Raw genomic sequence first — 15,069 nt, 5'->3', positions numbered from 1 at the left:
TACGAAATATGAAAAAGAAACATATATTGTTTTCCACCATTATCAGTATGGGAATGATGGTTTCCTCTTGTTCTGATTATTTGAGCGTGGAGGGGAAATTGGGAGAAAATACCCAGAGTTTGGAAAATATATTTGAAAATAAAGAATGGTCGGAACAATGGTTGGCGACTGCGTACGCTTGGCTGACATGGAGTAACATCGATATTGGTTCGAAAGATAACTGTATCACTAACTTTTCCGACGATATGTGTTATAGCGACCGTAATCTTGAATATCGTGTATTCAAATATTGTGAATATGATGAGAATTGGAAACAAGACTCTTGGGCACAAGCTTATGATGGTATTCGTCATGCCTCGATTTTTATTCAGAATATTGACCGAAATAAAGAAATGACTCCGGATGAAATTGTTGATTATAAAGCACAGGCCCGTTTTGTACGCGCTTATTTCTATTGGAAGTTGTTGCAAAAGTACGGTCCTATACCAATTATACCTAATGATGGTGTGATGGACTATAATGCTGCTTATGAGGATCTTTATATCCCACGTAGCACGTATGACGATTGTGTCAACTATATTGCAGAGGAAATGAAGCTTGCAGCGAAAGACCTACCATTGAAACGTGATACACGTAATATGGCACGTCCTACTCGTGGAGCAGCTTTGGCAACTCGCGCAAAAGCATTGCTTTATGCTGCCAGCCCTCTCAATAATCCGCGTCCAACTGATACTGAACGTTTCACGGATTTGGTGGATGATGAAGGACGCTATCTGATGGCTCAAGAATACAATGAAGAAAAGTGGGCAAAGGCGGCAGCAGCTGCTCGTGATGTGGTAGAACTTGGTCGTAAGGGTGTGTATGAGCTACATACGGTCTCAGCTCACTCTACTGGTACAATTGATAATCCGGCAACGATTGCTCCTCCTACGCATGCGGTATATTCTCATGCGGATTTTCCTGCAGGATGGCGGAATATTGACCCGTTACAGTCTTACGAGACACTTTTTAATGGAGTGATTTTTCCTTCGGAAAACAAAGAGATGATTTTTACAACCGGACAGAACAACGGAGATATCAATACGATGATTCAACATCAGATGCCAATAGCATTCGGAGGTTATAATTGTCATGCTATGACAGGTAAGCAATGCGATGCCTATCAGATGAATACCGGAAAACCTTTTGATAAGACGAAAGACTGGACGGGTGATGAAAATTATGTGAGTGCCGAGGAAGCAGCTAGTGGTGATTGGGCACCATTGGTGGAAGGTGTGAATAAACAATATGGACATCGTGAACCACGTTTTTATGCTACGGTAGCATACAATGGTTGCTTATGGAATGGTACTAATGCTGTACAGTCGTATGACCGGAATCTAATCATATGGTATTATCGTGGTGAAGAGAGTGGCTGGAGTAATTCAGGTGATCGTTGGTTGGCTACTGGTATTGGGATCAGGAAATTTGTTAGTTCTCGTGACAACTTTAAGACAGAGGGAGGGGTTATCTCAAAGCCTGTGATTGGTATTCGTTATGCTGACGTGTTGTTATGGTATGCAGAGGCATTAAATGAATTAGGTGCGAGTACTTATCAGATTCCTTCATGGGATGGAACTCAGTCTTATGATATTTCACGTGATAAGAATGAAATGAGTTATGCTATTTCCAGAGTTCGTATTCGTGGAGGAGTTCCCGATTTTGGATCAGATGTTTATGAGAATGCTGATGAGTTCCGCAAGCATTTGAAGCATGAGCGCCAGATAGAGTTATTTGCAGAAAACAGTCGTTACTTTGATCTGCGCCGTTGGAAGGATGCCGAATATGAGGAGTCGCAGCAGATGTATGGTTGCAATGCATATATGAGTAAAACAGAAAGAGACTTATTTCATACTCAAGTGATCAATTCGAACTTGCCGACTACTTTTAGCCGTAAAATGTATTTCTGGCCGATTTCCCATGATCAGTTGAGAAGAAACTTGCGTCTGACTCAGAACCCGGGATGGACATATTATGATTAACCTTATTAAATGGAAAAATATGAAAAATTATATCGTATATTTTATATTGTTATTAACGCTTGTTCTGACTGGTGCATGTAACAATGAATGGGTGGAAGAAGTGTATGTGCAAAATGTCGGATTGAAAGCCCCTGTCAATAGTAAGGGAGTGACTGATGTATATTTGCGTTATCAAGCGAACGGTGAAGTGACTTATCGGCTACCGGTGATTGTAGGTGGCTCTACTATGAATGAAAGAGATCTGGATGTTGCTATTGATGTGGATCCGGATACATTGATTGGTTTGAATGAAGCTCGCTGGAAACAACGTGAAGACTTGTATTTTCAATTACTGGATAAGAAACACTATGAGTTTGCCTCTCCTACTTGTCATATTCCGGCTGGGGAATGTCAAGGTTTGTTTGATATTAAATTCAAATTTAACGGACTGGATCTTGTTGATAAATGGGTACTTCCATTGACGATTTTGGATAGTGACTTGTATGATCCGAATCCACGCAAGAATTATCGTAAAGCACTTCTCCGTGTGATGCCGTTTAATGATTATTCAGGATCTTATGGAGCCACCAATATGTTTGTATATATGATGGATAATACGAGTGCTATGGTTTCAAGTACACGTACCTTGCATGTAGTGAGTGAGAATCAATGCTTCTTCTATGCCGGAGTCATTAGTGAAGAATTGAAGGATAGAGATAAATATAAGATTGTGTTGACTTTTAACGAAAATGGGACACTGACAGCTGAACCTGCCGATCCGACTAATGCCATGAACTTCCGACTTATAGGAGATGCGCCTACTTATACGACTAGCATGTCTTTAGATGAAGTAACTCCTTATTTGGAACATCATTTCACGACGATTTATATGTCATATACGTATGATGATGTGACAACGTATGAAGATAAAGATATCGTTGTACCTTGTCGTGCTGAAGGTAGTATGTTGATGGAACGAAAAGTTAATAGCTTGATTCCTGATACAGACCAAGCTATTCAGTGGTAAAAATGGGAAATATGCCGCAAGAGTAAGATCTTATTGTCTGATATTTATTGATACAAAATATCGTGAGATGATATTCTGTAGAATAAAGCGGAAAGTCAGTTTATAAATAGAGAGAAGGCTATCTTATTATATATAAGTTAGTTTTCTCTTTATTTTTTCAGCAAAAAAACAATAGGTTCTTGACAAATGCTTTTTATTTCCTGATTAGTATCAGAAATGGTGTATCGACTATAGGCAAAAAGGCTACAAATTTCATGAAATTTGTAGCCTTTTTGTTGTAATAGATAGAGTTGAGAACTCGGAAATCCGATTGCAAAGTTTTTAATAAACTCAAATACTGTTCTTAATAAACTACTCAAAGGTTTATTTAAAACGTGATATCCGTTTATATGGGAAATTGTTCATATTTTTGTATGTTTTCAAGTTTGCGTTTGGAATACTCTTTGCTAAAGGTAACTATAATAAACAAATTAGAAAGTAATCTAATGATACAAGTTATTCGTTTTATGCAAAATTTAGACGTGAAGTTCCAGTATGAAACGGGTTCCTTTGGTATAACTGGTATCTAGCGTCAGGCTACCATTCATTTTTGCGGCGATAAGTGAGCAGATTGGTAATCCTAGCCCATCTCCTGTAGTGAGGTCTTTCACTTCCGTGAAAGGCTTGAAGATATTTTCCTGTTGCTCTGCCGGAATACCGATTCCCGTATCCGTCACGATAAACTGATGAGTGTGTGCACCACGTTTCTTGAACTCAAGGCTGATACGTCCTTGTTCGGTGTAGAAGGCTGCATTTTTCAGTAAATAGAGAAGGATACGTTCCAGTTGCTCTTTGTTTGTCTTTACCTGAAGTTTGGGAGCATTAACTGAAGGAGTAACATCTATTTTTATATGCTCCTTAACCTTGTCCATTACATTTTCGCAGAAAGTACCTACGTTGATTTCACCCAATTCATAGAGTTCGGTTAATGAATTCTCTAATGAAGACAGCTCCTGGATATCATCGCTGAATTTCTTTAGAGCAGCGACCTGGCTCTGCATTTGGCTCGCTTCTTGAGGGGCTTTCTGTAAAAGTTCATTCGCAGAAGTAGCTAACGTATTCAAAGTCGGCTCCATCTGTGAAGATATGTTCTGTATGAATTTGGTTTTTAATTCATTATGTTCATTGGCAATCTTCACACTTTTCTTTAATTTGCGGTTGCCGGCGATAAATTTCAGTAATATAGCGGCCAGTATTGCCAGTCCGGCTACGAGGATGACTACAAGAACACACAGGCCTATAATGATGTATTGTTTGGCTGATAGCGTGTCGTCTTTTTCTTGTATAGTCAGTTGGCTTTCGTCATATTTCCTTTTCAGTACATTCAGTTCGTCTTGAGCTGTCAGCGCTTTCACGGAGTCTGTCCAAACGATGTAACTTTCATAGGTGCGTTCCATTAAAGGGGCGTTATTGGCTTTACGGGCAATTCCGATAAGGTTTTTGTAGCAATCACTCACTTTGGCGTAGTCTTTCTTTTCCTTGTATTGATTAATTAGTTTGCGGAAACAGGCATCACCTTGTGTGTTTTGGTTAAATGTATAGTAATAGTTGGCTTTTGTGTACAGTAAAACCTCTGTCAGTGAGTCATTCTTGGCAAGGTTAGCAGTTTCCTCCAGTTTATTCAGCTGTGTTTTTGCCTGAGCTGGATTTTTAAGTGCCGTGTACATCTGCAACCGCTCCTTGTTCACGAGGAAGCGGAGGTCATAAAAGACTTTCTTTTGATTTTGCTCTCCGGCCCATATAAGTTGGTCCATGTCACGACAAAGTTCGAATCCTTCTTTGTAAAAGTTCTCTCTGACGTATAAAGCGTTGGCCTGAACACCACATTCTATTGCCTGTGGATAGTTTTCGCGGGTTGCAAATGCTTCGTATGCCTTTTTGAATAAGTAACGTGCTTTGATGTAATCTTTTTGATTGAGGCTACTTTGTGCTTGTTCTTTTAATTCTGTGGCTCTGTCACGGGGAGTTTGAGCATAAGTCATTATACTCAAACAAAATGTCATTAAAATAGCTATTATCGATTTTCTCATATTAGAATTTATTTATTTGTTACAAATGTAAAACAAATATATGAAAAAAGATAGTGCTGATGATGAAATAATTCTCTTCTGTTTGTATTCATTGTTATTATCCTGCCCAGTTCTCTCTGTCGAGATTCCGATAACTGATAGCCTCTGCCAAATGATTGGGGAGTATTTGTTCTGCTCCTTCCAAATCGGCGATTGTACGGGCAACTTTTAAAATCCGGTCATAGGCTCGGGCAGACAGATTGAGCCGTTCCATAGCATTTTTCAGTAATGCGAGCCCTTTGGCATCCGGTTGAGCATACATTGCAAGCAGTTTGCTGTTCATTTGTGCATTGCAATAAATTCCGGTATATTCGGTGTATCGTTTTTCTTGCATTTGACGGGCTTTTATCACTCGTTGCCTGATGATATTGCTCGATTCTCCCTGTCTTTGATCGGAAATCTTATCAAAGGGTACAGGTACAATCTCTATCTGAATGTCGATGCGATCTAATAATGGACCGGATATCTTATTCAAGTACTTTTGAACCTGTCCGGGGCTGCATACGCATGCTTTTGTCGGATGGTTGTAATATCCACAGGGGCATGGGTTCATGGATGCAATCAGCATCAGATTGGCCGGATAGCTGATAGTACTTTTGATGCGGGAAATACTGATCTGGCGGTCTTCCAATGGTTGACGCAACACTTCCAGCACTCCTCGGTTGAATTCCGGCAATTCGTCTAAGAAAAGTACCCCATTATGTGCCAGACTGATTTCTCCGGGTTGTGGAAAACTACCTCCGCCAACCATCGCCACCTGGGAAATTGTGTGGTGAGGGTCGCGGAATGGGCGTTGGGAAATCAATGAGGACCCGCGTTTCAATTGTCCGGTAACTGAATGTATCTTGGTGGTTTCCAGACTTTCCCCCAGTGAAAGAGGAGGAAGAATGGAAGGAAGGCGTTTGGCCATCATCGATTTACCGCTACCCGGAGCACCTACCATTATTAAATTATGTCCTCCGGCTGCTGCAACTTCTAGTGCCCTTTTTACATTCTCTTGCCCTTTAACGTCTGCAAAGTCCAAGTCACAGTTCGTCTGTTGTTGATAGAATTCTTCCCGTGTATTAACAACAGTCGGCTCTAATTCGCGTTCATTATTGAAGAACTCGACGACCTCCTTGATATTACTGACTCCGTATACTTTTAATTGATTGACAACGGCCGCTTCCCGTGCGTTTTGTTGGGGGATGATTAGTCCTTCGAAACCATCTTCGCGCGCTTTGATAGCAATGGGAAGCGCACCTTTGATAGGTTGTATACTTCCGTCCAGACTTAGTTCGCCCATTAACAAATAGCGGGAAAACTTCTCGGAAGAGATTGTTTCGTTAGCTCCTAACAATCCGATGGCAAGAGGCAAGTCATAAGCTGAACCCTCTTTACGGATGTCCGCTGGTGCCATGTTGACCACTATATTGCTAGTGGGCATTTTATAACCATTCACCAGCAATGCGGAGATAATACGTTGATGGCTTTCTTTGACCGCAGAATCCGGAAGGCCGACGAGATAGAACATACAGCCGCGCGAGCTGTTGACTTCGATTGTGATGAGTGTTGCATCAATCCCTTGAACAGCCGCTCCGAATACTTTAATTAACACGTTTGATTATTGATTATTTTTTCTTCTTATTGTCTTGTTTTTCCTTTTCTTCAGCAGCAGTGACTACTTCCTCAATTTTCTTCTTTAATTGTTCTCCTTTGAGGTTTTTCGCGAGAATCTTACCGTCTGCCGACAGAAGAATGTTGCTGGGAACTTGCTTGATGGCGTATTGTTTGGCTACTTCGGAATTTAGTCCGCCAAAATCACAGACTTGCTCCCAATTGAGCGTATCACGTTTTATAGCATCTTGCCATTCTTGTTTATCTATATCAAGGGAGATACCGAGCATGGCTATATGTTTGTTCTTCTTATATTTCTGATAGATCTCTTTTAACTCGGTATTGCTTTGGTGATTGGAAATGCTATCTCCCCATGAAGCCCAAAAGTTGATTAACAGGTTCTTTTTCTTGAAATCTTCTGATGACCGGGTAATTTTCTCTCCTTTTATATTAGATAGACTGAAAAAGGGGGCATATTTGCCTGTCTCTGTTTTCTCTGACAGAGAGATGGCTTCGTTGAGCTGTTCAATATACAGCTTGTCTTGCAATATTCCTGTCATGATTTCAATTAGCTTCTTTATTTTGTTGAAATCGGGCGAATCTTTCTGAACAAAGTATTTATCCAACAAGTAGAGGCTGACAAAAGAAGAATGATGCTTCATGATGAATTCTTCTGCTTTTTGCTCTAAATCTTTCTCGGATGGGGTAGGCAGGCTATTTAGTTCTTTCTGAAAGTTTGTAAACTCTTCATTATATATATTACCATTGATATCCAGATATTCCGGGTGATTGACATCTCCTTTTATTTTGATTTGATTTCCTTTGTCAAGGAAGATTGGATATTCTGTCTGATTGTCAATAAGTAAAAAGGCAGAAGTAATGGTGTCTATTGAAGCTGTATAAGAGAATTTATCGTTCTTCGCGAAAATGGTATCTATCCGGTCGAATGATTCGTCCATTCCATACAGATAAAGCGTATCTGTGCCCAGACCTTTGATTTCCCCGGTTATGCTAACCTTCTTTGAAGATTTACCACAACTGCATAGACAAATGATTATGAGGATTAAAATGCTACTCTTTTTCATTGCTTTGATTTCTTTTCTGCGAAAGTACGGTTTTTACAGATAAAAAAAAAGAATTGCCCGTCATTTATAATGACAGGCAATTCTTAATATTTAAAATAGAGTGGTAATTCTCTTATTTAATGATGTTCATGAAATCTGCATTTGTGAAGAATTTAGCAAATTCCAAGTCAGTAGCTGCTTTCTTAGCTAATGAAGAATCTTTAGCAACTGCGCTCTTCAAGCTGCTTGTTACCATAGAAGAATTATTAGTTCTAGCGCCTAAAACTGCCATCAGGTAGTCAGTGTAAGCATCAGGTCTTTCTACGTTAGCCAACGTGTTTTTAGCTTTGTTATAGTCCTTAGCAAGGATTTGAGCCAAAGCAGCACTGTTAGTCTTAGAGTCACCGAATGAGTTTACTGCTCTTTCATATTGACCTTGAGCGATGTACAGGTTACCCATAGATTCGCCAAGTTCTTTTGTGCCGGCAGCTTTACCGAAGTATGCTTCTGCAGCAGCTTTGTCACCCTTCATCAAAGAGATCAAACCTAAGTTCATGTTAACTTCAGGAGTAGCATTAACGCTGGCAGCTTTCTTGAAGTAAGATTCTGCTTTGTCAATGTTACCAGCCTGGTAAGCTAATTTACCTAAGTTGTTGTAACCACGGTAATCGTTCGGGAACTGTTTGGTAGCTTGAGTGTAGATAACTTCTTGCTTAGCAGGATCGCTAGTCAGTGTAGCAGCATACAGCAATTCTTCTACGTTCAGTTCAGAAGGATTAGAAGAAGCCAACTTAGCGATTTCTTCGTCAGACTTACCGATGATTTCATAGTTCAAAGTCAAACGAGAACGACGCAATTGAGGAAGAATAGTGTTAGCCAATTCTTTGTATACAGCAGAGATGTTTTTGATTTCGCTTTCTCTTTGAGCAGGATCTTGGTACATTGCAATAACGCGGAGAATCAACTCTTTGTCTTGGATGTTAGATTTAGAAACCAGTTCTTGGAAACCTTCCCAGTCCTGTGCAGTATATTTAGCATCGATTGGAGCATCGATTTTTGCTTTCTTCAGGTCTTTGCTCAACATTTTAGTTGTGTTGCCTTCACGGTTTTCAGCAAGAGTAGTATTCAAGCTTACACCACCATCAGGAGAAGCGTATGCAGAAACTTCGATGTTGCTGATCTTCTTGTTAGCAGCTTCGTTGACGTTAGCTACTTCTTTGTTGAATTCTTTAGCAGTCTTCAATTCGCTGGAACGAATGTTAGCTTGTTGGATCAAGAACATGATGTTGGCATCGTGTTTTTCTTTGATGATACGTTGGAAAGCGTCTTCGCCCAATGCAGGGTTAGCGTTACCTAATGTATTGTTTACTAATTCAGAAGTAGAGATTACACCATCAGCTATTTTCACAGCAGGAATAGTCACCACTTTCTTTCCGATAGTAGCTTTGAATTCCAGATACAATTCTGACTTAGCCATTTCAGGAACATAGTCAAAAGAAGTTTTCATCGTGTAGCTACCGCCCATCTTGTAAGAGATAGTCTGGTCGTTACCTTCCACTTTTTCACCTTGGAAAGTAGCTGGTTGGCCTTTAGCTTCGCCGCCATTCCATTTCAAAACCGGAGTAACTTCTACAACCGCTTTTTTGTTGAAATACTTTTCAGGAAATTTACCATTGATGGTCGCAGGAACTTTACCACCTACTGCCTCCAGCACTTGCGGAGTAACAGTGAAGTAATCAGCTGACAATTCACCCATTTTTTTGCTGCAAGAAGAGAATAATGCAACAACCATTGCCATGAGTAAAGGCAAGTACAACTTCTTAGTCATTTTAGGTATAAATTAAATGTTTGTAATTGAAATATCGTCTATTTGCCAACCTCCTTCTGCTCACACAGAAAAAGTAACGCAAAGATATTAATTCTTAATATAATTATATAGATAAGGGGGCGATTTTATCATAATTTAATGAAATAACTCCTCTTTTTCTTTCCTATACTTGATATTTCGTGGGTGATGCTCGATAATCTCACTACGAAGCATATTGCGGTCGATGTGGGTATAGATTTCCGTTGTCGCAATGGATTCATGTCCGAGCATACATTGAATGGCTCTCAAATTGGCTCCACCTTCCAGTAAATGAGTGGCAAAGGAGTGCCGGAAGGTGTGCGGACTGATGTTTTTGGTAATACCCGCTTTTTGTGCTAATTCTTTTATCATATGAAAGATCATAATCCGGGAAAGACCTTTGCCTCTCCGCTGACTGACGAAAACGAAATCCTCATGCCCTTTTTTCACTTCAATCTGGTTACGGTCTGTGATGTAAAGCTTTATTTCATTAATAGCCCGGGGGGAGATTGGTACGAGTCGTTGTTTGCTTCCTTTTCCTTCTACTTTGATAAAGCCTTCATCAAAATAGAGGTCGGATAGTTTAAGGGTGATAAGTTCTGATACCCGAAGTCCGCAGCTGTATAGTGTTTCTAAAATAGCTCTGTTTCGCTGTCCTTCAGCTTTGCTGCGGTCGACGGCGGAGATAATCCGGTCAATTTCCTCCACAGTCAGTACTTCGGGAAGTTTGAAACCTATTTTAGGGCCTTCTAATAGTTCACTGGGATCTGCTTCCAGATAGTTTTCGAGGATGAGGAAACGGAAAAATGATTTGATTCCTGATAAGATGCGGGCTTGTGAACGGGGATGAATGCCGATGTCATGTAATCCGGCCGCAAAACGTTGAAGATCGGACAGGCATACGTCCAATACGTAAATCCCTTCCAATGTCAGAAAGCTCATCAGTTTGTCCAGATCCGTCAGATAGGCATCCAGAGTATTAAGAGATAAGGACTTTTCGAGTTTGAGATACTGCTGATACTTCCTGATTATCAGCTCTTGTTGTTCCTTCTTATGCTTTTTTTCGTTGATTTCCATTTCTTTTTTCTACCTTTGCACATTCTTTCAGATACAAAGGTATAAAAAAACAGGATTGCGCGATGAAGATACAAATTATTAATGGCCCGAATATTAATCTGTTGGGTAAGCGTGAACCTTCCATTTACGGAAGCGTTACATTTGAAGATTACTTGGCTGATCTTCGCAAAAGATACGTTGACGTGGAGATCGACTATTTTCAATCGAACATCGAGGGAGAAATGATAGACTGCATACAGCAGGTGGGATTTGATGTGGATGGTATAATCTTGAATGCAGGTGCGTATACACATACTTCCATAGCTTTGCAGGATGCTATTCGTTCTGTGACATCTCCGGTGATTGAGGTGCATATTTCCAATGTGCATAGTCGCGAGTCTTTCCGGCACGTATCGATGATTGCTTGTGCTTGTAAAGGAGTGATTTGTGGCTTTGGGCTAAATTCGTACCGTTTGGCTTTGGAGGCTTTATTGGATAGATAATAAATAAGGTAATAATATATAATAGGTAGAAAGACTATGTTATTGAAACAGACTAAGATTGTGGCTTCCATCTCGGATAGACGTTGTGATGTGGATTTTATAAAACAGTTGTTTGAAGCTGGGATGAATGTAGTGCGTATGAATACAGCGCACGCTAGCCGTGAAGGTTTTGAAGCTTTGATTGCAAATGTACGTGCTGTGTCCAACCGTATTGCGATTTTGATGGATACAAAAGGTCCGGAAGTTCGTACGACGGCTAATGCAGAGCCGATTCCATATAAAATAGGAGAGAAAGTAAAGATTGTAGGTAATCCGGATTTGGAAACAACTCGTGAGTGTATTGCTGTTTCATATCCGAACTTTGTGTCTGACCTGAATATCGGCGGTACGATTCTGATTGATGATGGCGATTTGGAACTGGAAGTTATTGATAAGACGAATGGTTATTTGCTGTGTGAAGTTAAGAACGATGCTACTTTGGGAAGCCGTAAAAGCGTAAATGTCCCGGGTGTTCGCATCAATCTTCCTTCATTAACGGAAAAAGACCGTAACAATATTCTTTATGCTATCGAAAAGGATATTGATTTTATCGCTCACTCTTTTGTGCGCAACCGTCAGGATGTACTTGACATACGTGAAATTCTGGATGCACATAATAGTGATATTAAGATTATTGCTAAGATTGAGAATCAGGAAGGGGTGGATAATATCGATGAAATCCTGGAAGTGGCAGATGGCGTAATGGTTGCCCGTGGTGACTTGGGTATCGAAGTGCCTCAAGAACGTATTCCGGGAATCCAGCGTGTATTGATTCGCAAGTGTATTCTGGCAAAGAAGCCGGTAATCGTTGCTACTCAAATGCTCCATACAATGATAAATAATCCTCGTCCGACTCGTGCGGAAGTGACTGATATTGCCAATGCAATCTACTATCGTACAGATGCTTTGATGTTGAGCGGAGAAACCGCTTATGGTAAGTATCCGGTAGAGGCGGTGAAAACGATGACTAAAATTGCGGCTCAGGCAGAAAAAGATAAACTGGAAGAAAATGATATCCGTATTCCGTTAGATGAGAATAGTAATGATGTTACGGCATTCCTTGCTAAACAAGCAGTAAAAGCTACTTCTAAGCTAAAAATACGTGCTATTATCACTGATAGTTATAGCGGACGCACTGCCCGTAATCTGGCTGCTTTCCGTGGAAAGTATCCAGTGCTGGCTATCTGCTATAAAGAAAAGACAATGCGTCATTTGGCTTTGTCTTATGGTGTGGAAGCTATCTATATGCCGGAATTGGCTAATGGACAGCAATATTACTTTGCGGCATTGCGCCGTCTGTTGAAAGAAGGCCGTTTGCAGCCTTCCGATATGGTCGGTTATTTAAGTAGTGGTAAGGCAGGAACAAAGACCTCATTCCTCGAAATTAATGTAGTGGAAGATGCTTTGAAGCATGCAGAGGAGACTGTATTACCTAACAACAACCGTTATCTTTAATTTTTAAAGAGGTAAGTTTTATGCAGGAAACCGAATCGATAGACGAATATATTTTGCAACATATTGATCCCGAGAGCGATTACTTGAAATCGCTCTATCGGGATACGCATGTAAAGCTCCTTCGTCCTCGTATGGCTTCCGGGCATTTGCAGGGACGGATGCTGAAGATGTTTGTAGAAATGATTCAGCCTCGTCAGATATTGGAAATCGGAACGTATAGCGGCTACTCCGCCCTTTGTTTGGCGGAAGGTCTGCCGGAAGGTGGATTGTTGCATACGTTTGAGATCAATGATGAACAAGAGGACTTTACCCGTCCATGGCTGGAGAAATCACCGTTTGCCGATAAAATTCGTTTTTATATAGGTGATGCTTTAGAACTTGTTCCGCGTTTAGGTGTTACTTTTGATATGGCTTTTATTGATGGCGATAAACGTAAGTATATTGAATACTACGAGATGACATTGGCGCATCTTTCCGAAGGCGGATATATCATTGCTGATAATACTTTGTGGGACGGGCATGTGCTTGAACAGCCTCGCAATACGGACGCTCAAACGATTGGTATTAAAGCCTTTAATGATTTGGTAGCACAAGATGTGCGAGTGGAAAAAGTAATACTTCCTTTGCGTGACGGATTAACGATCATAAGGAAGAAAATAGTAAGTAGTAAATTGTAAAACAGTAAATAACTTTATGGAAACAACCAGACAGAATAAGATATCTCGCCTGTTGCAGAAAGAGCTAAGTGAGATATTCCTGCTTCAAACAAAGTCCATGCCGGGTACATTGGTCTCTGTTAGCGCAGTTCGCATCAGTCCTGATATGAGTATTGCCCGTGTCTACCTCAGTGTTTTTCCTTCAGAGAAAGCAGAAGAGATGGTGAAGAATATCAATAACAATATGAAATCCATTCGTTATGAGCTTGGGACTCGTGTACGTCACCAGCTACGTATCATTCCTGAACTGAAATTCTTCGTGGATGATTCATTGGATTATATTGAGAAAATAGATTCATTGCTGAAGTGAAATAACTCATTGCAGAGGTGAACTTCCCTTTTTATATAGCCAGGCGTTATCTTTTTTCAAAGAAAAAGCATAATGCTATTAATATCATATCCGGCATTTCCGTATGTGGAGTGGCTCTTGCTACGCTTGCTTTGGTTTGCACTCTTTCTGTTTTTAATGGTTTTCAGGATATGGTGGCCAGCTTTTTTACGGCTTTTGATCCGCAGTTGAAAATTACGGTCCGTGAAGGAAAAGTCTTTGATGCACAAGATGAACGGATTCGTGCCGTTTGTGAGCTTCCTGAAGTGGAAGTGTTTACAGAGACGCTCGAAGAGAATGCAATGGTGCAATACAAGGACCGTCAGGCTATGGTTGTACTAAAAGGGGTGGAAGATAATTTTGAAGAGTTGACGGCCATAGACAGCATACTTTATGGCGCGGGAGAATTCGTTCTTCATGATTCGATCGTGAATTATGGCGTCATGGGAGTGGAATTGGTTGCGACTTTGGGAACTGGTTTGGAGTTTGTCGATCCTCTTCAGGTATATCTTCCCAAGCGAAATGCCAAAGTGAACATGGCAAATCCAGGCGCTTCTTTTAACCGTGATTATCTGTATTCTCCAGGTGTCGTATTTGTGGTGAATCAGCAAGAATATGATGGAAAATATATTCTGACTTCTCTTGATTTTCTTCGTCAGCTTCTGGATTATACAACAGAAGTCTCTGCGATGGAATTGAAATTGAAACCTAATGTAAATACTTCATCGGTACAATCTAAAATAGAAAACATACTAGGTGATGATTTTGTTGTTCAGAATCGTTATCAGCAGCAGGCAGATGTTTTCCGTATTATGGAGATAGAGAAACTAATCTCTTATTTGTTCCTCACTTTTATTTTAATGATAGCCTGTTTTAATGTGATAGGCTCTCTTTCTATGTTGATCTTGGATAAGAAGGATGATGTAGTAACTTTGCGGAGTCTTGGAGCTAGTGATAAACTCATCTCCCGAATATTCCTCTTTGAAGGACGTCTCATTTCTCTTTTTGGCGCTATTTCCGGTATTGTCCTGGGCTTAATCCTATGTTTTATACAACAGAAATTCGGTATAATTTCATTGGGAGGCGGTGGTGGTACTTTTGTTGTAGATGCCTATCCTGTCAGCGTTCACGCTTGGGATGTCGTATTAATCTTTATCACAGTTTTAGCCGTTGGTTTTCTCTCCGTATGGTATCCTGTACGTTATCTAAGTAAGAGACTTTTATAGCTAAATGGTAATGTTTTTATTATAGCCATTTTTCTATAATTGATAACTTTTAATTCCTTTTTATGGTGTTTTATTTTTCGTAATTGATACAATACTGCTATATTT

12 protein-coding genes are annotated in these 15,069 nt (G+C 40.2%); 7 read left to right on the top strand and 5 right to left on the bottom strand.

Features of this window, described 5'->3' with window-relative positions:
- Positions 1–8: 8 nt before the first annotated feature.
- Together INE92_RS17780 and INE92_RS17775 are read left to right on the top strand one after the other, a co-directional pair.
- Positions 9–2,021, top strand: a complete 2,013-nt coding sequence (locus INE92_RS17780; RefSeq protein ID WP_004317131.1) for a RagB/SusD family nutrient uptake outer membrane protein — start codon at positions 9–11, stop codon at positions 2,019–2,021.
- A 19-nt stretch (positions 2,022–2,040) separates the two neighbouring features.
- On the top strand, positions 2,041–3,027 hold the full coding sequence (locus INE92_RS17775; protein ID WP_004317133.1) for a DUF4973 domain-containing protein: 987 nt from the start codon (positions 2,041–2,043) through the stop codon (positions 3,025–3,027).
- Positions 3,028–3,542: 515 nt separating this feature from the next.
- Here INE92_RS17775 and INE92_RS17770 read toward each other — a convergent pair.
- From INE92_RS17770 to xerD, 5 genes are all read right to left on the bottom strand, one after another.
- Positions 3,543–5,069, bottom strand: coding sequence for a sensor histidine kinase (locus INE92_RS17770; protein WP_373259565.1), 1,527 nt, complete (start codon positions 5,067–5,069; stop codon positions 3,543–3,545).
- Positions 5,070–5,193: 124 nt separating this feature from the next.
- Positions 5,194–6,732 (bottom strand): YifB family Mg chelatase-like AAA ATPase, encoded by a 1,539-nt coding sequence (locus tag INE92_RS17765; RefSeq protein WP_008770556.1) that lies wholly within the window; start codon positions 6,730–6,732, stop codon positions 5,194–5,196.
- A 13-nt stretch (positions 6,733–6,745) separates the two neighbouring features.
- Positions 6,746–7,816 (bottom strand): TlpA disulfide reductase family protein, encoded by a 1,071-nt coding sequence (locus tag INE92_RS17760; protein WP_004317149.1) that lies wholly within the window; start codon positions 7,814–7,816, stop codon positions 6,746–6,748.
- A gap of 112 nt (positions 7,817–7,928) precedes the next feature.
- Positions 7,929–9,623: a tetratricopeptide repeat protein gene (locus INE92_RS17755; RefSeq protein ID WP_004323056.1), complete on the bottom strand. Its 1,695-nt coding sequence runs from the start codon at positions 9,621–9,623 to the stop codon at positions 7,929–7,931.
- A gap of 135 nt (positions 9,624–9,758) precedes the next feature.
- Complete coding sequence (gene xerD, locus INE92_RS17750; RefSeq protein ID WP_004317151.1) at positions 9,759–10,718, bottom strand: site-specific tyrosine recombinase XerD; 960 nt, start codon at positions 10,716–10,718, stop codon at positions 9,759–9,761.
- Positions 10,719–10,780: 62 nt separating this feature from the next.
- Here xerD and aroQ point away from each other — a divergent pair, with 62 nt between their 5' ends.
- The 5 genes from aroQ to INE92_RS17725 are packed head-to-tail and all read left to right on the top strand — an operon-like array spanning position 10,781 to position 14,964.
- Positions 10,781–11,200 carry a type II 3-dehydroquinate dehydratase gene (gene aroQ, locus INE92_RS17745; RefSeq protein ID WP_004311171.1) on the top strand — a complete coding sequence of 140 codons (420 nt, stop codon included), beginning with the start codon at positions 10,781–10,783 and terminating at the stop codon, positions 11,198–11,200.
- Positions 11,201–11,236: 36 nt separating this feature from the next.
- Positions 11,237–12,694: a pyruvate kinase gene (pyk, locus tag INE92_RS17740; RefSeq protein WP_015531787.1), complete on the top strand. Its 1,458-nt coding sequence runs from the start codon at positions 11,237–11,239 to the stop codon at positions 12,692–12,694.
- Between the two features lie 20 nt (positions 12,695–12,714).
- Entirely contained in the window at positions 12,715–13,371 is a 657-nt protein-coding gene (locus INE92_RS17735; RefSeq protein ID WP_195436465.1) for an O-methyltransferase, read from the top strand.
- Between the two features lie 16 nt (positions 13,372–13,387).
- A complete protein-coding gene (gene rbfA / locus INE92_RS17730; protein WP_004296522.1) occupies positions 13,388–13,720 on the top strand; it encodes a 30S ribosome-binding factor RbfA in 333 nt (110 codons plus the stop codon).
- Between the two features lie 17 nt (positions 13,721–13,737).
- On the top strand, positions 13,738–14,964 hold the full coding sequence (locus INE92_RS17725; protein WP_087317352.1) for an FtsX-like permease family protein: 1,227 nt from the start codon (positions 13,738–13,740) through the stop codon (positions 14,962–14,964).
- Positions 14,965–15,069: the final 105 nt, after the last annotated feature.

It is taken from the genome of Bacteroides xylanisolvens (assembly GCF_018289135.1).
Taxonomy (GTDB): Bacteria; Bacteroidota; Bacteroidia; order Bacteroidales; family Bacteroidaceae; genus Bacteroides; species Bacteroides xylanisolvens.
Note: the sequence above shows the minus strand (reverse complement) of the source record. Positions and strands in the feature narration are given on the sequence as shown.

Coding starts and splice junctions, on each gene's coding strand:
- INE92_RS17780 (WP_004317131.1), top strand. CDS start 9: ATGAAAAAGAAACATATATTGTTTTCCACCATTATCAGTATGGGAATG.
- INE92_RS17775 (WP_004317133.1), top strand. CDS start 2,041: ATGAAAAATTATATCGTATATTTTATATTGTTATTAACGCTTGTTCTG.
- INE92_RS17770 (WP_373259565.1), bottom strand. CDS start 5,069: ATGACATTTTGTTTGAGTATAATGACTTATGCTCAAACTCCCCGTGAC.
- INE92_RS17760 (WP_004317149.1), bottom strand. CDS start 7,816: ATGAAAAAGAGTAGCATTTTAATCCTCATAATCATTTGTCTATGCAGT.
- INE92_RS17755 (WP_004323056.1), bottom strand. CDS start 9,623: ATGACTAAGAAGTTGTACTTGCCTTTACTCATGGCAATGGTTGTTGCA.
- xerD (WP_004317151.1), bottom strand. CDS start 10,718: ATGGAAATCAACGAAAAAAAGCATAAGAAGGAACAACAAGAGCTGATA.
- aroQ (WP_004311171.1), top strand. CDS start 10,781: ATGAAGATACAAATTATTAATGGCCCGAATATTAATCTGTTGGGTAAG.
- pyk (WP_015531787.1), top strand. CDS start 11,237: ATGTTATTGAAACAGACTAAGATTGTGGCTTCCATCTCGGATAGACGT.
- INE92_RS17735 (WP_195436465.1), top strand. CDS start 12,715: ATGCAGGAAACCGAATCGATAGACGAATATATTTTGCAACATATTGAT.
- rbfA (WP_004296522.1), top strand. CDS start 13,388: ATGGAAACAACCAGACAGAATAAGATATCTCGCCTGTTGCAGAAAGAG.